Raw genomic sequence first — 17,519 nt, forward strand, 5'->3', positions numbered from 1 at the left:
CCGGCTTTCTCGTAGTTGGTCGTTTTCGTTTCGCTCTTTCCGTCTACCCGCTGTGGTCGCGCTCATGGGGATGACCGTCGTCACGGTCTCTCAGAAGATCCGAATTCAGGATCGTGAAGTGTTCGAGGGTGCCGCTGATGGTCAGAAGCCGGTTGACCGAAGGGTGCAGAGGGCCGAGCAGGATGAACTCGCGGCCGGCCGATTCGTGTTGGCGCCGGGCTTCGAGGAGTGCGTTCAGGAGCATGCTGTCCGCGAAGGTGACCTGGGTGAGATCCACCACCGTGGTGGCGAGTGCCGCGAGGCCGGCGGCCTCCCATGCGGCTTCGACGTCTTCGGCGTCGTCGTGGTCCAGCTCTCCGCGCAGGATGATGCACAGAGCCTGATCGTGGCGGCTGATGTGGACGTTCGTGGGGTGGGCCGCTGCCATGGCGCCATCCTGACACTTGGTCGTTTCGGCGCCAAGGGGCACCGGTGGGCTCACAGAAAGCGGCGGAGGGGTGTGACCGCCGCTTCTTTGGCGCGTTGCAAAAGTGCCCGTCGTCTCCATCGCGTGAGGTCGATGTCCGCGCTGTGCTTCAGGTCCGCTTCGTAGTCGCGGTCGAGTGCGGCGGTGAACGTCTCGTCCAGGACGGCGAGCATGACCTCCTCGTCGTGGTCCATGGACCGGCGGTTGAAGTTGGTGGATCCGATGAGGGAGGCGACCGAGTCCACGGTGATGATCTTGGCGTGCATCATGGTCGGCTGGTACTGACGGATGTGCACACCGGCCCGCAACAGCCGCGTGTAGTGGTGCTGACCGGCCAGTTGACAGGCGCGCTGGTCGGTGTGCGGACCGGGCAGGAGGATCTCGACCCGCACGCCGCGGCGGGCGGTCTCGCACAGCAGGCCGATGAAATAGCTGTCGGGAGCGAAGTAGGCGGTGGCCAGCCGGAAGCGTTCCTCGGCGGAGGTGAGCATGACGCGGATGAGGGTCTGCATGTCCTGCCAGCCGATGCTCGCGGAGCCGCGGACGACCTGCACCACCGACGAGCCGGCCTGCGGGTGTTCCGTGAAGCGGTCGCGGTCGTCGAAGAGCTCGGCGTGGCACTCCGCCCAGTTCTGTGCGAACGCCGCCGCGATGCCGTCCACGGCCGGACCGCGCACCTGGACGTGGGTGTCGCGCCACTCGGCGGGGTTGCGTGCGTCGCCGCACCATTCCTCCGCGATGCCGACGCCCCCGGTGAAGGCGGTCTGTTCATCGACGACGAGGGCCTTGCGGTGGCAGCGGTGGTTCTGTTTGAACGGCGACAGCCACACGGGTTTGCGGAACCAGGCCACCTGCACACCCGCGGCGCTCATGAGGTCGAGCAACCGCCGCTCTATCTCCTTGGCGCCGAAGCCGTCGAGCAGCAGCCGTACGCGCACCCCCGCGCGGGCGCGTTCGGCCAGAGCGACGGCGAAGTCGTGGGCGATCCGACCCCGCCAGTACACGAACGTCATCAGGTCGATGGTGTGCCGAGCCGCACGGATCGCCCCGAGCATCGCGGGAAAGATCTCATCACCGTTGCGCAAGGGCACCAGGTCGTTGCCTTCGGTGGCGGCCACGCCTATCAGTCGCTCCAGGCGGCGGCGCAGGCGCTGTTTGCGCGCTGCCGCGTCAGGGGTGGCCCCCTGAGCAGGGGATCTTGGTACCTCGTCGAGTATCACGCCGAATCCCCCCACTGGGACGAAGAGCAGAACGCCTCGGGCTGCCGGACGAGCCCGAACAAGCAGATGCCCGGCGGGCACCGCCTTACTCCAGCCCTCCGCTGCGGCGGCCCGCCGGTCTCGTCAGGATCCCGGCAGGGGCCGCACCGTGAGGATCTGCTGGGCCTGGCCGACCGGGCCGTCGACGTCGTGCAGCACCGTGCTGGTGAGGCCCTGGCCGGAGGGGCCGAAGGTGACCGTGGTGTCCAGTCCGGTCCAGGGGCCTCGTGGCCGGCGGTGGAGGTGGACGGTCAGGTCGACGTTGGGGAACATCCACGCGGTGGGCGGCTGCCGGACGGCTATGCCGTTGGCGGTGTCGACGAGGGCGAGGTACGACGCGAGCGGGCTGACCGGAACGCCGGCGACCAGATCGAGCGGCGTGGAGACCCAGGCGGTCGTACGGCCGGGCCTGGGCGGTTCCACCGGGCGGACGTCCAGGGAGGCGATGTAGCCGCCGGGCCAGACCTCGGACATCGGCCACGCGGTGAGCGACTCCGGAGAGGTGAGGCGGTCGTCGGGGCCGCCCGCGACCGCGGTGGTGTCCAGGCAGGCCAGGAACCAGGCGCGGGCCCGGACGACCGGCCGGCCGGCGATCCGGACGACCGCTTCGAGGAGTTCGATGGTCCGTCCGCGGCGGATGGTGTCCACCTCGATCTCGCACTCGTCGAGGGCGAGGCGGCCGAGGATGTCGTAGCTGATCCGGGAGAGGACCAGGCCGTTGTCGGGACCGGCGGCCCGATGGCGGTCGATGGCGTGGACGACGAGTCCGCCGAGCGGGCTGAAGTGTGTGGACGCGATCGACAAGGCAATCATTGCCGAGCTGGAGCGGGACGGGCGGCTGACCAACGTGGAGCTGGCCCAGCGGGTCGGGCTGACCACCGGGCCGTGTCTGCGCCGGGTGCAGCGGCTGGAGGCGGACGGTGTCATCCAGGGCTACCGGGCCGTGATCGACCCCGCTTCCGTGGGCCGTTCCTTCGAGGTCCTGATCGACCTCAGTCTCGAGGCCCAGGACGCGGAGACGGTCGAGCGCTTCGAGAGCACCCTGGCGCGGGCCGAGGAAGTACTGGAGCTGCGGCGGCTGTTCGGCAGCCCCGACTATTTCGTCCGCGTGGCAGTCGCCGATCTGCCCGCCTACGAGACGTTCCTCAGCCGGAGGGTCATGACGATCCCCCGGATCAAGAACGTCACCTCGCACTTCACGATGAAGACCGTCAAGCCGGGCCCGTAGCCGTCCGGCGGGGTCGGGCGGGACGGCGTCCCGGGTGGCGGCCACGGCACACAGGGCGCGCAGGCACGCGGCCCGTCGGGGCCATTGTGTGGACGTTCGCGCCCATGGCGTCCAGGGTTGTCCCTGGCCCGGCCCGGCCCGGCCCGGCATGGCCCGCCGGCCGGCGAGCTGACGCTCGTCCCGCCATGCCCAGCGCGACCACTAGGAGTCGCCCGGCGTCCCCTCGAACGTCGCCAGGATGCGTTCGGCGGCCAGTGTGGCCGTCAAGGAGCCGTCTCTGACCGCCTGTTCCAGGGTGGGCTTCGCCTCGCGCACCGCCGGGTTCGCGTGCAGCCGGCCGAGGAGTTCGTCGCGGACCATCGCCCAGGTCCAGTCGACCTGCTGGTCGCGGCGCTTCGCGGTGAGCCGGCCGGTGGAGTCCAGCAGCGTGCGGTGCTGTTCGAGCCGCTCCCAGACGGTGTCCAGGCCGGCCGACTCACGCGCGCTGCAACTGAGCACGGGCGGCGTCCAGAAGGCGTCCTTGCCGTGCATCAGCCTGAGCGCGCCCGCCAGTTCACGGGCCGCGGCACGGGCGTCACGCTCGTGCGGACCGTCCGCCTTGTTGACGGCGATCACGTCGGCCAGCTCCAGGACGCCCTTCTTGATGCCCTGCAACTGGTCGCCGGTACGGGCCAGGGTGAGCAGGAGGAAGGAGTCGACCATGTCGGCCACCGCCGTCTCCGACTGGCCCACGCCGACGGTCTCCACCAGGATCACGTCGTAGCCCGCCGCCTCCATCACGACCATGGACTCGCGGGTCGCCTTCGCCACCCCGCCCAGCGTGCCCGCGCTGGGGGAGGGCCGCACGAACGCCGCCGGGTCCACCGCCAGCCGCTCCATCCGGGTCTTGTCACCCAGGATCGAGCCCCCGGTGCGGGTCGAGGACGGGTCCACGGCCAGCACCGCCACCCGGTGCCCCAGCGAGGTCAGCAGCGTGCCGAACGCGTCGATGAACGTCGACTTGCCCACGCCCGGCACTCCGCTGATGCCGATCCGCCGCGCCCGGCCGCTGTGCGGGAGCAGCTCGGTGAGCAACTCCTGCGCCAGCGCCCGGTGCTGCGGACGGGTGGACTCGACGAGCGTGATCGCGCGGGCCACGATCGCCCGCTTCCCGTCGAGCACACCCTTCACATACGTGTCGAGATCGATCGCCGCCATGGGGGACTACAGCTCGTGGCCGAGGTCGGCCGCCAGCCGCTTCACCAGGTCGTACGCCGCGTCCGGGATCACCGTCCCGGGCAGGAACACGGCCGCGGCGCCCATCTCCAGCAGCACCGGCACGTCCTGCGGCGGGATCACCCCGCCGACCACGATCGTGATGTCCTCGCGGCCCTCCTCGGCGAGCTTCTCGCGCAGCGCCGGCACCAGCGTGAGGTGACCGGCGGCCAGCGAGGACACCCCGACCACGTGCACGTCCGCCTCGACCGCCTGCCGGGCGACCTCGTCCGGGGTCTGGAACAGCGGGCCGACGTCGACGTCGAAGCCGAGGTCGGCGAAGCCGGTCGCGATCACCTTCTGGCCGCGGTCGTGGCCGTCCTGGCCCATCTTGGCGACCAGGATGCGCGGCCGGCGTCCCTCGGCCTCCTCGAAGGCGTCCACCAGGGCACGGGTGCGGTCCACGTTCGGGGACTCCCCTGCTTCGTTGCGGTACACCCCGGAGATCGTACGGATCTGGCTCGCGTGCCGGCCGTACACCTTCTCCAGGGCGTCGGAGATCTCGCCCACGGTCGCCTTGGCGCGGGCCGCGTGCACGGCCAGCTCCAGCAGGTTGTCCTTGCCGTCGGCGGCCCGGGTCAGCGCGTCCAGCGCGTCCCGGCAGACGGTCTCGTCCCGCTCCGCGCGCAGCCGCCGCAGCTTCTCGATCTGCTGGGCCCGCACGGAGGAGTTGTCGACCTTCAGGACCTCGATCGCCTCGTCACTGTCGACGCGGTACTTGTTCACGCCGATCACCGGCTGCCGCCCCGAGTCGATCCGGGCCTGCGTGCGGGCCGCCGCCTCCTCCACGCGCAGCTTCGGGATGCCCGCGTCGATGGCCTGCGCCATGCCGCCCGCCTGCTCGACCTCCTGGATGTGCTGCCAGGCCTTGCGGGCGAGGTCGTACGTCAGCTTCTCCACGTACGCGCTGCCGCCCCACGGGTCGATGACCCGGGTGGTGCCGGACTCCTGCTGGATCAGCAGCTGGGTGTTGCGGGCGATGCGCGCCGAGAAGTCGGTGGGCAGCGCGAGCGCCTCGTCGAGGGCGTTGGTGTGCAGCGACTGGGTGTGGCCCTGCGTCGCCGCCATCGCCTCCACACAGGTCCGCGTGACGTTGTTGAACACGTCCTGCGCGGTCAGCGACCAGCCCGAGGTCTGCGAATGCGTGCGCAGGGACAGGGACTTGGAGTTCTTCGGCTCGAACTGCGAGACCAGCTTGGCCCACAGCAGACGGGCCGCCCTGAGCTTCGCGACCTCCATGAAGAAGTTCATGCCGATCGCCCAGAAGAAGGACAGCCGCGGCGCGAACGCGTCCACGTCCAGGCCCGCTTCACGGCCCGCCCGGATGTACTCCACACCGTCGGCGAGGGTGTACGCCAGCTCCAGGTCGGCCGTCGCGCCCGCCTCCTGGATGTGGTAGCCGGAGATGGAGATGGAGTTGTAGCGGGGCATCCGCTGCGAGGTGTACGCGAAGATGTCGGAGATGATCCGCATCGACGGCTTCGGCGGATAGATGTAGGTGTTGCGGACCATGAACTCCTTGAGGATGTCGTTCTGGATGGTCCCGGCCAGCTTCTCGGGCGGTACGCCCTGTTCCTCCGCGGCCACGATGTACAGCGCCAGGATCGGCAGCACGGCGCCGTTCATCGTCATCGACACGGTCATCTTGTCCAGCGGGATGCCGTCGAACAGCTGCCGCATGTCGTAGATCGAGTCGATCGCCACGCCCGCCATGCCGACGTCGCCGGTCACGCGCGGGTGGTCGCTGTCGTAACCCCGGTGCGTGGGCAGGTCGAAGGCGACCGACAGGCCCTTCTGACCGGCCGCCAGATTGCGCCGGTAGAACGCGTTGGACTCCTCGGCGGTGGAGAAGCCCGCGTACTGGCGGATCGTCCAGGGCTGGTTGACGTACATCGTCGGGTACGGGCCGCGCAGGTACGGGGCGACGCCCGGGTACGTCTCCAGGAAGTCCAGGCCCTCCAGGTCACGCCCGGTGTACAGCGGCTTGACCCCGATGCCCTCCGGGGTCTCCCACAGCGGCTCTTCGCTCCCGGTCGCCCGCTTGACGGCCGTACGCCACTCCTCGGCGCTGCCGCCGGCGACGGGCGTCCCCAGCTCGATGCCGGAGAAGTCGGGGATTCCCATCAGGACACTCCCATGCGGTCCAGGGTCGCGGACAGGACGTCGACGGCGTCGCAGCCCGCGAAGACATAACTGTCGACGCCCGCGTACTCGGCGGGGCGGCCCGCGAGGAACACGTGCCGGGCGCCGGAGGTCTTGAAGGACCCGGCGGCCTGCTCGGCCTGCTCCTCGTAGAGCGCGTCGCTGGAGCACAGCACGGCCTCGGTGGCGCCGCTGTCCTCGAAGCGGCCCTCGGTGACCGGCTCGATGCCGCCCGCCTGGAAGAGGTTGGCGGCGAAGGTCGAGCGCGCGGTGTACGCGGCGGCCGGTCCGATCGTCGCGAGGAAGACCCGGGGGCGGGCGCCGGTCGCCGCGAGGTGGGCGTCCGAGCGGGCGCGCAGGGTTTCGTACGCCTCGTCGCGGCGCACCCGCGGCAGCCCGCCGGACGGCGGCTCGGGAGCGGGCTCGCGCTCCACCGGCTTCTCCGCGAGGAGCGGGAACTCGCTGACACCGGTGATGGGTTCGCGCCGCTTGGCGAGCCTCTTGGAGCGCTCCGCCCAGGTCGTCGCCAGGTCCGTGCGGATCCGGCCGGAGCGCAGGGCGGCCGCCGGGCCGCCGTCGCCCTCGATCGAACGGAAGTACTTCCAGCTCGCCTCGGCGAGTTCGTCGGTCAGCCGCTCCACGTACCAGGAGCCGCCCGCCGGGTCGATCACCCGGGCCAGATGCGACTCCTCGACCAGGATCGTGGAGGTGTTGCGCGCGATACGGCGGGCGAACGCGTCCGGCAGGCCGAGGTCGTGGTCGAACGGCAGCACGGTGACGGCGTCCGCGCCGCCCACCCCGGCGGCCAGCGTGGCCACCGTCGTGCGCAGCATGTTCACCCACGGGTCGCGGCGGGTCATCATCACCGGCGAGGTCACGGCGTGCTGCACCTGCGCGCCCGCGCCCGGCGCCCCGCACACCTCGGCCACCCGCGCCCACAGCCGGCGCGCCGCGCGCAGCTTGGCGATCGTCAGGAACTGGTCGGCGGTGGCCGCGTACCGGAACTCCAGCTGGCCCGCGGCCTGCTCGACACCGAGCCCCGCCTCGGTCAGCTCCCGCAGATAGGCCACGCCGGTGGCCAGGGACAGGCCCAGCTCCTGCGCGGCCGAGCCGCCCGCCTCGTGGTACGGCAGCGCGTCCACGGTCAGCGCGCGCAGCCCGGGGTAGGACTCCGCGCAGCGCGCGGCGAGCGCGGCGACCGGCGCGAAGTCCAGGGGCGAGCCGGTGCGGGCCCGGTACCCGAGCGGGTCGGCGCCGAGGCTGCCGCGCACCGCCTCGGGGTCCACGCCCCGCTCCTCGTACAGCCGCAGCAGCGCCTCGGCAGCGGCCTGAACGTCCCGGCCGGCGTCGAGCACGACCGGCGCCAGGTCGAGGTAGACGCCCTCGAGCACGCGGCCGAGCGAGGCCACCGGAATGCCGCTCTCGCCCACCACGAGCCAGAGCGAGGTGACGCCGTTCTCCAGGTCGGTCAGGACCGCGCCGTCCTCGGCCGCCGCGTGCCGCTGGCGTACGTCCCAGCCGCCCCCGGTGTTGCCTTCGGGGCGGCCGCCGCGTACGAACGGGGCGAAACCGGGCAGGCCGGGGTCGGGCGCGGCATCGCGCGCCGTGTAGAGGGGCCGGGTGCGCAGCCCGTCCTCCAGCGTCGTGGACAGAGCGTCCTCAGCTGCCGCGCCCGAGACTTCCTTGCCCGACTTGCGCAGCACACCCTCGACCAGGCGTTGCCACTGCTCGTGTGTCGCGTCAGGGAACTCGGCGGCCAGTGGGAGCCCGTCGTCAGGCAGGACCGTCATGCTCGGATGCTAGGGCAGAGCGCTCAAGTGGTAGCGGAGCGGGGGCTGTGACGTTTCCCTCGCGCTGGCTGTGACCTGCGCCTCTCAGCCCCCGGAGGGGTCGTCCTCGAGGTCCGGGACCAGTGCGCACATGGCCGCCCGCTGGTCGGCGCCCATGGAGTCGGCGAGGGCCTGTTTCACGGTTCCGGCCAGCAGGACGGAGGTCTCCCGCAGCCGTTCGCGGGCCTTCTCGGTGAGGGCGACCTCGATGCCGCGCTTGTCGCCGCAGACGGACTTGCGGGTGACCAGGCCGGCGTGCTGGAGGCAGGCGATCTGGTAGGTGAGCCGGGTCTTGGGGCGGCCCAGGAGGTCGGCCACCCGGGTCATGCGCAGGCCGCCGGGCTGTTCGGCCAGCAGGCACAGGATCAGGAACTCGTCGTGGGAGACGTCGAGGGTGTCCTTCACGACGGTCCGCAGGCGCTGCTCCACCGCGCCGGTCGCGGCCAGTAGCACCATCCAGGCACGCAGCTCCGGAGGGAGCAGCCCGGTGCCGTTCATGGACGGGCATTCGGGCTGGTCGGCGGGGTGCTCGGCGGAGGCTGCCATGGTTTTGAGTCTACCTGTTGTTCAAATTTGGATGAGGGGCTAGCGTGGTGTCATCCAAATTTGAACCACATCATCTGAACCAGTCATCGGGAGTACGACCATGACCGTCGCCGTGGAAACAGGCCTCTGGCAGCTCGACCCGACCGCCTCCGCCGTGGCACTGCGGCACAAGACCTTCTGGGGCCTGGTCACCGTCAAAGGGACCTTCGCCGGCGTCGCCGGCCGGGGTGAGGTCGCGGCCGACGGCTCCGCCACCGGCACCGTCACCCTGGACGCCGCCTCCCTCGACACCGGGAACGCCAAGCGCGACACCCACCTGCGCGGCGCCGACTTCTTCGACGCCGACCACCACCCTGAGGTCACCTTCGCCGTGCGCGGCGCCGAACTCCGCGCCGGCGACACGGCGCACGTCACCGGTCAGCTGACCGTCCACGGCATCAGCCGGCCGCAGACCCTCACCGCCCGCCTGACGGGCGTGACCGCCGACGCGCTCACGCTGGAGGCCGAGTTCACCGTGGACCGGGAGCAGTTCGGCATGGGGTGGAACCAGCTGGGCATGATCCGCGGCCTGACCACGGTGACCGCCACGCTCCGCTTCACCCGCGCCGGGGCCTGACCCCGGCCTTCGCGGCGGGCCCGGTCAGCCGCACGTCCTGGCTGGTCAGGGTCTGCGGGCTCGCCGTGAACGCGCGCAGCCGGATCCGGACGCCCGGCCTGGGCAGGGTGAACCGCCCGCCCGGTGCCCGCAGTCTCACCGTCGCCGTGGAGTGCGCGGGGATCGTGGCCGGGCCCCCCGCCGGCGACCAGTACATGGTCATCCCCTGCCCCGTGGTGAACATGAAGTGCGGGGTGAGGGCGCCGTCCGCCGTGTTGGTCACCCGCACGGTCACCGCCGACACCGCGCGCGCCGAGACCCGGTGCACCGAGGTGAGCGTCATCCGCAGCGGCGGCGTGCCCGTCACCGCCATGGCCGCACTGGCCAGCGCCGGGGTGAGCAGCAGGGCGGCCGCGGCGATCCGCTTGGGGCGCTGCCGCAGCCCTGACAACTGCCGGGGCCAGGGCTGCCAGGCGCCGGCGAAGTCCGACAGGGGCACGGTGACCGCCGCCGCCAGCCACAGCGGGGTCATCATCAGGTAGTAGCCGTCCTGCGAGCGGGTCGCCAGGTAGAAGGCGCACCAGGGCAGGACCGTCGCCGCCGGGCCCAGCCGCCGGACGAACAGCACGAACAGGGCGAGCAGGGCCGCCGCCAGCAGCATGCTCGCGTAGCCGTACCAGTCCAGCCGGTCGCTGCCGTCGGTGAAGTACAGCGAGACGTCCACCAGGCCCTGCCCGTGCAGCACCGCGCCCTGGGTCAGCGGCAGCGCGATCCCGGCCAGCCAGGTGCCCGGCTCGCTCACGACGAAGTACGTGTTGATCAGCAGCCAGACCGTGGCCGCGACCCCGGCGATCCGCAGCACCACCAGCCCCGCCGCCCGGGCGCCCAGTTCGCCGCGGCGCACGGCGTAGATCCCGGCCAGCAGGAACGGCGCGACGAACCAGGGCAGTTGCTGCGCCGCGCACGCCGCCCCCAGGCACGCGGCCCGCGCGATCCCCGCCGTGCCGAGCCGCCCGCCCCGCCCGATGTGGGGCCAGCGCACCACGACCGGGACGAGCAGGGCCAGGGCCATGATCGCCGGATAGCCGAGCCGGGCGTACGTCGGCAGGAAGCCGAAGCCCAGACAGGCCATCGTCGCGGCCGACCGCCACGGCACCGGCAGCATGCGCCACAGCACGACCGTGCCGGCGATCAGCGCGCCGGTGCTCGCGGCCGTGGCGGCGGAACCGGCGTGCCCCAGCCACAGCAGTGGCGCGGTCAGCAGCGGGGCCAGCGGGGGATAGCCGTAGGTGTAGTCGTAGCCGCCGTCTATGGTCGCGGTGCGGGCCACGCCGTGGTCGAAGAGCCAGGGCCAGGGCCGGCCGTAGAGCTGGTGCCCGTGGACCAGTTCCTTCGCGGCCTGCGTGGTCAGGACCGCCTCGTCGCCGCCGTTGTGGTTCAGCGCCCAGGTGCACAGGGCGAGCGTCACCGCCGTCACCAGCACCAGCAGGTCCAGGCGGGCCAGTGAGCGGGCCCGGCGGACCGTCAGCGCGAGCACGCCCGTCGCCAGGATCGAGGCATAGCAGAGGGAGATGGCGGCCGCGAGGACCAGGCGGTGCGTGGCCGCCTGCGTCCAGACCGCCCGGGTGCCGATGAAGAGGCTCGCATCGGCCAGGACGGTCAGCACGCGGTGCCACTGCGCGGGGGAATCCAGGCTGGCGGACACCGCCGACTGTGTCCGCCGGCTGGGTGTCACTCGTTGGGTTTCTGCCAAGTGCACGAGAGGCGACGCTAATCGGGGGCGGTGAGCGGCGTGTCCGTGGAGGTGAAGAGTCCGGTGTGAGGGCGGTAAGAAGCCCCGATCCGGCAGGAATCGGCCGAGTTCGGCGCCGACCGGTGATGTCGTACATATCTTGTTTTTGAGCACAAAGAAACGGGTGGGGCGGTCGCGCTTCGTGTCGTTGTTGGGCCGAACGGGTGACTTGGAGTAAGAATTGACCGGTGCAGGCAATGAGTGCGAGTCAGGTCGGGGGGAGCCGGTGAACCGATACGACGTCACCGATGAACAGTGGGAAGGGCTCGCCCAGGTCGTGCCGCTACGGGGCCGGGACGCCTGGCCGTCCGCGGTGAACCACCGCTCGCTGCCGGAGGCGGTGACCGAGACCCGCCGCCGGTTCGTGGTGCTGCGGGTCAACGTCTTCGCCGACGCCCGCGACGTGGCCGAGACGATCATGGCGGGCGCGCCCGTGCTGCTCGATCTGTCGGGTGCCGAGACCGAGGTCGCCAAGCGCGTCCTGGACTTCAGCACCGGGGTCGTCTTCGGCCTGGGCAGCGGGATGCACCGCGTCGACCGCAACGTCTTCCTCCTCACCCCGCCCGGCACCGAGGTCAGCGGGCTCATGGAAGGCGTGGGCGTCTCGGGCACCTGAGCCCGGCGGGCGGTCGCGGCCGGGCCCGGTCCCCCGATCGTAGGAAGGTCGCGGGAGGGAACGGTTCGCCGCTCCCGCGGAGCCCTACGGTCCGGACATGCCCGTGCCGCAGTCGCCTTCCGCATCGCCGTCACCCGAGCCGTCGGTCCTCGTGCCGCCGCCACCCGAGCCGCCCCGGTCCGCAGGGCCCGGATCGCTGACGGGACCGGCCGGCGCCGCCGAACCGGAGTCGTCGCCCGCGTCGTCAAGCGCTTCCGGCCCGCCGGCCGGGAGCGGCGCTCCCGAACCGCGGGCCGGGGCGCCCCGCCCCGCCGGGCCAGGACCGCAGGTCTCGCCGCCCGCCGGGCGCGCCGAACCGGGTCCGCCGGGCCCTGGCGCCAGGGTCGGCGGACCCGGATCGCCGCCGGAGTCCGGCCGGGCCGCCGTGAGCGGTCGGCCGGGGCCGGGGGACGGCCCTGCCGCCAGGGCGTCCGGGTGGGAGCGGCCGCGGATCACCGAGCTGCGGCTTTCCGCGTTCGCCGGGCACCGGCGGGCCGGGTTTCCGCTCGGGCCGCTCACCCTGTTCGCGGGGCCGAGCGGGAGCGGGAAGTCGACGGCGCTTCAGGCGTACGAGGCGCTGGCCCGGCTCGGGGGCGGCGCGGAGCTCGCGGAGGCGTTCCGGGACCCGGTCGCCTGCGTGCCGGAGCGGGCCCGGCCCGATGCCCAGCGGCGCCGCGGCTTCCGTATCGGCTGTACGGCCGACGGCGCCGAAGGCCCGGTCCGGCTCGACGTCGCGGTGCAGGCGGAGCCGGAACTGCGCATCGTGGGCGAGCGGTTGACCGCGGGCGGGCTGGTGCTGCTCGAGACGGCCCTGCGCGACCCGGGCCGCAGGACGGTGCAGGCCGCCTGGCACACGGCCGGCTCGGCACCCGTGACTCGCGCCCCGCTCCCCGACGACCGGCTCGGCACCCCGCTCCTCCCGCTGCGGGTGGCCGGCAAGACGGACGGGCAGCGCCAGGTGCTCGCCGCCGCCGAGCAGATGGTCGTCGCCCTGCGCTCGGTCTTCGGCTGCGATCCCCGGCCCGACGGCATGCGCGCCGCCGTCCCCATGGGCTCCGGACGGCTCCTGTCCGGCTGCGACAACCTCGCCGACGTCCTGTGGCGCACCCGCGCGGAGTGCGGCCGACGGCACGCGCACCTGGTCGCGGCGGTGCGCGCCGGCTGCTCGGGCACCATCACCGACCTGCTGGCCGAACCGCTGGGCGACGGGACCGTCCGCGCGGTGCTCGACCGGGGCGACGGCGTCCGTACGGCGCTCGGGCGGCTCGGTGACGGCGAACTCAGGTACCTGGCGCTGGCCCTGGTCCTGCTCACCGGTCCGGGCGTCCTGGACGTCGACCCGCCCGGCGAGGTCCCCGCGGCCCTGCGCTCGCTCACCGTCCTCGCCGACGGCCTGGACCGGGCGCTGGACGCCCGGCAGCGCGCGGAACTGCTGCGGCTGGCGGCATGGGCCTGCGGGACCGGGCACATCCGTCTGCTCGGGACGGTCGGGGACGCCTCGTGGGCCGCCGGGGTGGAGGGCGTGACGGTGGTACACCTGAGGCCGTGACGGAACCCCTGGACGTGGCGAAACTGCAGCGCCGGCTGGCCGAGTTCGCGGCCGCCCGGAACTGGCAGCCCTACCACACCCCCAAGAACCTCGTGGCCGCCCTCAGCGTGGAGGCCTCCGAACTGGTCGAGATCTTCCAGTGGCTGACGCCCGAGGAGTCGGCCCGCGTCATGGACGACCCGGGCACCGCGCACCGCGTCACGGACGAGGTCGCCGACGTGCTCGCCTATCTGCTCCAGCTGTGCGAGGTTCTCGGCATCGACCCGCTGGCCGCCCTGGATGCCAAGATCGGCCGGAACGAGCGGAGGTTCCCGGCGCCGGGGGACGGGACCGCGTAGAAGATCACTCTCCGCTATTACTCTGCGGAGTCAAAAAGCCCGTCGAATCCGAATTGTTGTCCAGGAATTTCCGTCTTCCTCTGGCTTTACGTCTCACATCCACTCACTCTGGGTAGTGAACAAGATGAGTTCGGGCGGACGAACGGGGGCAGCGTATGGACGCGGTGCGACTCATCGTGACGAGCAGGCGTGCGCTGGCGGCCAGCAGTGAGGTGGCTCAGGCCCTGACGGAGGTGTGGCAGGCGCAGGCCCTGGCCCAGGCGATCGGCAGCCGTCTCGCGGTCTCCGGCCCGCCGGAACTGCGGGGCGAGGCCCTGGGCCTGACCGAGCTGGCGGGCCGGGGCTGCGGTGTCCTGGACACGCCGGCCCTGGACCACGGCGACCTGCGTGCCGCCCAGCTGACCGAGCTGGACGACGCCCGCCAGGCCCTGCTCTGCCTCGGCGGCCTGCTCGGCGAGGTCGGCATCGCCCTCGTCGGCATCGCCAGCGCCGCGGCCGACGAGGCGACGTACTGGCAGTGCATGGAGGCCATCGACGCGGCGGACGAGTCCCGGGACCGCGTCCTGGAGATGCTCAGGAAGCTGGCGGCGAGGGAGGCGGCGCTGCCGGAGAGAGAGGCCGGGTGACCGTGGGCTGTTCGGTGCCCGGTGGGTGCGGCTGACGCGCGACGGCGGCGACCGTCCGGCGCGCGTGCCGGACGGTGACGGCGGGTACCGGTGGGGCCGGCGAGGTCACCGGCGTGCAGGATGGACGTATGGACCTTCGAATCTTCACCGAGCCCCAGCAGGGCGCTTCCTACGACACCCTGCTCACCGTGGCGAAGGCCACCGAGGACCTCGGCTTCGACGCCTTCTTCCGTTCGGACCACTACCTCCACATGGGCGACGTGGACGGCCTCCCCGGCCCCACCGACGCCTGGATCACCCTGGCCGGTCTCGCCCGCGAGACCAAGCGGATCCGCCTCGGCACGCTGATGACCGCCGGTACCTTCCGGCTGCCCGGTGTGCTCGCCATCCAGGTCGCCCAGGTCGACCAGATGTCCGGCGGCCGGGTCGAACTCGGCCTCGGTGCGGGCTGGTTCGAGGAGGAGCACAAGGCGTACGGCATCCCGTTCCCGAAGGAGAAGATCGGCCGCCTCGAGGAGCAGCTGGCGGTCGTCACCGGGCTGTGGCAGACCAAGCTCGGCGACACCTTCGACTTCCACGGCACGTACTACGACCTCACCGGCTCGCCCGCGCTGCCCAAGCCCGCCCAGCAGCGGATCCCGGTGCTGATCGGCGGCCAGGGTGCGACCCGCACCCCGAAGCTGGCCGCTCAGTACGCCGACGAGTTCAACATGCCCTTCGCCTCGGTCGAGGACAGTGAGCGGCAGTTCGGCCGGGTGCGGGCCGCCGCCGAGGCGGCCGGCCGCCGTCCCGACGAGCTGACGTACTCCAACGCCCTCGTCGTCTGCGTCGGCAAGGACGACCAGGAGGTCGCCCGCCGGGCCGCCGCGATCGGCCGTGAGGTCGACGAGCTGAAGGCCAACGGCCTGGCGGGCACCCCGGCCGAGGTCGTCGACAAGATCGGCCGGTACGCCGGGATCGGCGCCCGGCGCATCTACCTCCAGATCCTCGACCTCGCCGACCTGGACCACCTGGAGCTGATCTCCGGTCAGGTCCAGACCCAGCTGTCGTAGCGCCGAGGCCGATCGGTTCCCGGGGCCCGGTTCACGGGCCCCGGGAACCTTCTGCGGCGCGGACCGACTCAGCCGCGCTGTGCGAAGCCGTAGTCGAGGATCTTCGCCGCGTCCTTGAACCGCTGGTCCGCGGAGGTGTCCGCGAGGATGGCACCCACGACCGTCTTGGAGCCGCGGGTGGCCGCGAACACCAGGCAGAACTTCGCCTCCGGACCGGAGCCGGTCTTCACTCCGAACGCGCCCCGGTACGTGCTCAGGAGCGTGTTGGAGTTCTTCCACGGCGTCATGGCGTGCGTTCCGCCGCCGGGCCGGTACGACTGCATGTCGTCCTTGACCTTGGTACCGACGACCGTCTTGAACGTCTTGTTCTTCAGCGCGACCCCGGCGAGCTTGGCCAGATCACGCGGCGAAGAGTAGTTGTTCCCGTTCGACACCCCGTCGAAGCCGTCGAAGTGGGTGTTCGTCAGGCCCAGTTCGCGCGCCTTGCTGTTCATCTTGCCGATGAACGACTTGGTCCGCTGGGCCGTCGTCGAGCCCGTGCCGTACGTGTCCGCCAGCGCGTAGGCCGCGTCGCAGCCCGACGGGAGCAGCAGGCCGTACAGCACGTCGCGCGTCTTCATCGAGTCGCCGAGGATCAGGTTCGCGCTGGAGTAGCGCTGGGCGCCCGTCGCCGGGTCGATGACGTAGTCGGTGTACTCCTTCTTGATCTTGATCTTCTTGTTGAGGTCCACGTTCCGCTGCGACAGCACCACGAGCGCCGTCATGATCTTCGTGGTCGAGCCGGTCCGCAGCCGTCCGTCCGGCGCCTTGCCGAACAGCTTCCTGCCGTTGGCCGTGTTCATGGCGTACGCGCCCTGCGCCGACACCTGCGGCGCCGCCGCGACGGTCCGCGCCGTGGCGACGGTCCGCGCCGTGGCGGCGGACGGCGCCGTGGCCGCCTGGGCGGGAGCGGTCGCGAAGGCCCCCGCACCCAGGACGGCACCGGCCGCCACCGCGACGGCGACTCTTCGGCGCACCCGGACACCCTGGTCGATGGTCATGGTTCCCCTCATGTATCCCCCTTGTGTCAGTGGTCAGTTGACGAGGAATCAGTTCATCAGGCCGGGGCGCCTACGGCCGTAACGGAGATCACATGCCTGCTCTGTGAATGCCGTGTGCCGGAACTGTGGGCTCCATCACGGCGCGCATGATCCAGGACTGATCGGATGACCCGGTGCGTAAACTCCTCCCTCTCGCTCTCACCGGCCTGCTCGCCGTCTCGGCATGCCAGTTCGCCGGCGGCGACGACGCCGGCGACGGCGCCCACCGCCTCAACACCATGAAGGCGTTCCCGCTGCAGGCCTACGTTCCGGACCCGGCCTCCCGGGACGGAAAGGCCGTCGGCAAGGCGCAGTGGATCCTCGCCAGGCAGTGCATGGTCCGCATCGGGTTCAGCGGCTTCAAGTCGCTCGACATCAGGACGGTCGAGTCGACGTACCCGGTCCGCAAGGGCACCCTCACGAGCAGCAGCCTGGTCGGGGACGACAGCCCGTACGGCGTGGACGATCCGGATCTGGCGGCCGAGCACGGCTACCACCGGCAGCAGCGACAGGAGGAGGCCGGCAGCCGGCCCATGGAATGGGTGGCCGACCAGTACACGGCCCTGACCGGAACCTTCGAGTCCGGTGACAGCCACCGGGCGTACGGCAACCCCATACCCAAGGGAGGGTGCATGGGGGAGGCGACGCGGAAGATCTTCGGCCCCGAGCCCAAGCCGACGAAGGTGGGCGCCGTGAAGCTCAGCGGCTACTACTCGGTCGCCATGCAGCTCTGGTACGAGGCGCACAAGCAGGCGACGAAGGACCCCGCCTGGAAGAAGGCCGACCGGGCCTGGTCGGACTGCATGAAGGACAAGGGCCTCCACTACCCCGACCCGGACAAGGCGTCCACCGACACCGACTGGTACGGCACGGGCAAGCCTTCCGGCAAGGAGAAGAAGACCGCGGCCGCCGACGCACAGTGCAAACTCGACACCGGCTACATCAAGGCCGTGTACGCCGTCGAGAGCCACGCGCAGAAGACCGCCATCGCCAAGAACAAGAAGGTGCTGGACGACCGGCGCGCCGCCAACGAGCGGGCCGTCGTGAACGCCCGGAAGATCGTCGACAAGTAGAAATCAGGTGGTCGGCCAAGGTGCCGACGGGGAGAC

Annotated in this window: 17 protein-coding genes; 8 read left to right on the top strand and 9 right to left on the bottom strand. The window is 71.6% G+C overall.

From position 1 onward, the window contains the following. Positions 1–43: 43 nt before the first annotated feature. The 3 genes from ACH45E_RS25160 to ACH45E_RS25170 form a co-directional block, all read right to left on the bottom strand. Positions 44–427 (bottom strand): STAS domain-containing protein, encoded by a 384-nt coding sequence (locus ACH45E_RS25160; protein WP_361439640.1) that lies wholly within the window; start codon positions 425–427, stop codon positions 44–46. A 50-nt stretch (positions 428–477) separates the two neighbouring features. Next, positions 478–1,686 carry a phospholipase D-like domain-containing protein gene (locus ACH45E_RS25165; RefSeq protein ID WP_361439642.1) on the bottom strand — a complete coding sequence of 403 codons (1,209 nt, stop codon included), beginning with the start codon at positions 1,684–1,686 and terminating at the stop codon, positions 478–480. 123 nt (positions 1,687–1,809) lie between these two features. After that, positions 1,810–2,538, bottom strand: a complete 729-nt coding sequence (locus ACH45E_RS25170) for a thioesterase family protein (RefSeq protein ID WP_399041498.1) — start codon at positions 2,536–2,538, stop codon at positions 1,810–1,812. On the opposite strand from ACH45E_RS25170, the gene ACH45E_RS25175 reads away from it, so the two are divergent. Next, entirely contained in the window at positions 2,513–2,953 is a 441-nt protein-coding gene (locus ACH45E_RS25175) for an Lrp/AsnC family transcriptional regulator (protein ID WP_361439646.1), read from the top strand. The genes ACH45E_RS25170 and ACH45E_RS25175 overlap by 26 nt on opposite strands. A gap of 201 nt (positions 2,954–3,154) precedes the next feature. On the opposite strand, the gene meaB is transcribed toward ACH45E_RS25175, so the two are convergent. The 4 genes from meaB to ACH45E_RS25195 all read right to left on the bottom strand — a co-directional run bounded on the left by meaB (position 3,155) and on the right by ACH45E_RS25195 (position 8,724). After that, a complete protein-coding gene (meaB, locus tag ACH45E_RS25180; RefSeq protein ID WP_361439648.1) occupies positions 3,155–4,150 on the bottom strand; it encodes a methylmalonyl Co-A mutase-associated GTPase MeaB in 996 nt (331 codons plus the stop codon). Positions 4,151–4,156: 6 nt separating this feature from the next. Beyond that, entirely contained in the window at positions 4,157–6,331 is a 2,175-nt protein-coding gene (gene scpA / locus ACH45E_RS25185) for a methylmalonyl-CoA mutase (RefSeq protein ID WP_361439650.1), read from the bottom strand. Beyond that, a complete protein-coding gene (locus tag ACH45E_RS25190; protein ID WP_361439652.1) occupies positions 6,331–8,139 on the bottom strand; it encodes a methylmalonyl-CoA mutase subunit beta in 1,809 nt (602 codons plus the stop codon). Before ACH45E_RS25190 ends, scpA begins: the two co-directional genes overlap by 1 nt. Positions 8,140–8,223: 84 nt before the next feature. Further along, positions 8,224–8,724 carry a helix-turn-helix domain-containing protein gene (locus ACH45E_RS25195; protein WP_361439655.1) on the bottom strand — a complete coding sequence of 167 codons (501 nt, stop codon included), beginning with the start codon at positions 8,722–8,724 and terminating at the stop codon, positions 8,224–8,226. A gap of 100 nt (positions 8,725–8,824) precedes the next feature. Here ACH45E_RS25195 and ACH45E_RS25200 point away from each other — a divergent pair, with 100 nt between their 5' ends. Beyond that, the gene (locus tag ACH45E_RS25200; protein WP_361439658.1) at positions 8,825–9,340 is read left to right on the top strand and encodes a YceI family protein; all 516 of its coding nucleotides are present in this window, start codon (positions 8,825–8,827) and stop codon (positions 9,338–9,340) included. Here the strand turns inward: ACH45E_RS25200 and ACH45E_RS25205 are convergent. Further along, the gene (locus ACH45E_RS25205) at positions 9,321–11,024 is read right to left on the bottom strand and encodes a hypothetical protein (protein ID WP_361439661.1); all 1,704 of its coding nucleotides are present in this window, start codon (positions 11,022–11,024) and stop codon (positions 9,321–9,323) included. The genes ACH45E_RS25200 and ACH45E_RS25205 overlap by 20 nt on opposite strands. Positions 11,025–11,337: 313 nt before the next feature. Here ACH45E_RS25205 and ACH45E_RS25210 point away from each other — a divergent pair, with 313 nt between their 5' ends. From ACH45E_RS25210 to ACH45E_RS25230, 5 genes are all read left to right on the top strand, one after another. Further along, the gene (locus tag ACH45E_RS25210) at positions 11,338–11,727 is read left to right on the top strand and encodes a cell division protein SepF (protein ID WP_361439663.1); all 390 of its coding nucleotides are present in this window, start codon (positions 11,338–11,340) and stop codon (positions 11,725–11,727) included. 424 nt (positions 11,728–12,151) lie between these two features. Beyond that, positions 12,152–13,315, top strand: a complete 1,164-nt coding sequence (locus ACH45E_RS25215) for an ATP-binding protein (RefSeq protein WP_361439666.1) — start codon at positions 12,152–12,154, stop codon at positions 13,313–13,315. Beyond that, positions 13,312–13,653: a nucleotide pyrophosphohydrolase gene (locus ACH45E_RS25220; protein WP_361439669.1), complete on the top strand. Its 342-nt coding sequence runs from the start codon at positions 13,312–13,314 to the stop codon at positions 13,651–13,653. The genes ACH45E_RS25215 and ACH45E_RS25220 overlap by 4 nt, the downstream gene beginning before the upstream one ends. 155 nt (positions 13,654–13,808) lie before the next feature. Continuing rightward, a complete protein-coding gene (locus tag ACH45E_RS25225; protein WP_361439672.1) occupies positions 13,809–14,279 on the top strand; it encodes a DUF6099 family protein in 471 nt (156 codons plus the stop codon). Between the two features lie 128 nt (positions 14,280–14,407). After that, complete coding sequence (locus ACH45E_RS25230) at positions 14,408–15,331, top strand: LLM class F420-dependent oxidoreductase (RefSeq protein ID WP_361439675.1); 924 nt, start codon at positions 14,408–14,410, stop codon at positions 15,329–15,331. 68 nt (positions 15,332–15,399) lie between these two features. On the opposite strand, the gene ACH45E_RS25235 is transcribed toward ACH45E_RS25230, so the two are convergent. Then, complete coding sequence (locus tag ACH45E_RS25235) at positions 15,400–16,383, bottom strand: D-alanyl-D-alanine carboxypeptidase (RefSeq protein WP_361439678.1); 984 nt, start codon at positions 16,381–16,383, stop codon at positions 15,400–15,402. A gap of 161 nt (positions 16,384–16,544) precedes the next feature. On the opposite strand from ACH45E_RS25235, the gene ACH45E_RS25240 reads away from it, so the two are divergent. Next, positions 16,545–17,483, top strand: a complete 939-nt coding sequence (locus ACH45E_RS25240; protein ID WP_361439681.1) for a hypothetical protein — start codon at positions 16,545–16,547, stop codon at positions 17,481–17,483. The last annotated feature ends 36 nt before the right edge of the window (positions 17,484–17,519 follow it).

Source organism: Streptomyces sp. NPDC020299, from assembly GCF_044387825.1.
GTDB lineage: Bacteria > Actinomycetota > Actinomycetes > Streptomycetales > Streptomycetaceae > Streptomyces.

Excerpts from the sequence above, each read along its gene's own strand:
- ACH45E_RS25195 (WP_361439655.1), bottom strand. The coding sequence starts at position 8,724 with ATGGCAGCCTCCGCCGAGCACCCCGCCGACCAGCCCGAATGCCCGTCC.
- ACH45E_RS25170 (WP_399041498.1), bottom strand. The coding sequence starts at position 2,538 with ATGATTGCCTTGTCGATCGCGTCCACACACTTCAGCCCGCTCGGCGGA.
- ACH45E_RS25235 (WP_361439678.1), bottom strand. The coding sequence starts at position 16,383 with ATGAGGGGAACCATGACCATCGACCAGGGTGTCCGGGTGCGCCGAAGA.
- ACH45E_RS25160 (WP_361439640.1), bottom strand. The coding sequence starts at position 427 with ATGGCAGCGGCCCACCCCACGAACGTCCACATCAGCCGCCACGATCAG.
- scpA (WP_361439650.1), bottom strand. The coding sequence starts at position 6,331 with ATGGGAATCCCCGACTTCTCCGGCATCGAGCTGGGGACGCCCGTCGCC.
- ACH45E_RS25230 (WP_361439675.1), top strand. The coding sequence starts at position 14,408 with ATGGACCTTCGAATCTTCACCGAGCCCCAGCAGGGCGCTTCCTACGAC.
- ACH45E_RS25190 (WP_361439652.1), bottom strand. The coding sequence starts at position 8,139 with ATGACGGTCCTGCCTGACGACGGGCTCCCACTGGCCGCCGAGTTCCCT.
- ACH45E_RS25225 (WP_361439672.1), top strand. The coding sequence starts at position 13,809 with ATGGACGCGGTGCGACTCATCGTGACGAGCAGGCGTGCGCTGGCGGCC.
- meaB (WP_361439648.1), bottom strand. The coding sequence starts at position 4,150 with ATGGCGGCGATCGATCTCGACACGTATGTGAAGGGTGTGCTCGACGGG.
- ACH45E_RS25200 (WP_361439658.1), top strand. The coding sequence starts at position 8,825 with ATGACCGTCGCCGTGGAAACAGGCCTCTGGCAGCTCGACCCGACCGCC.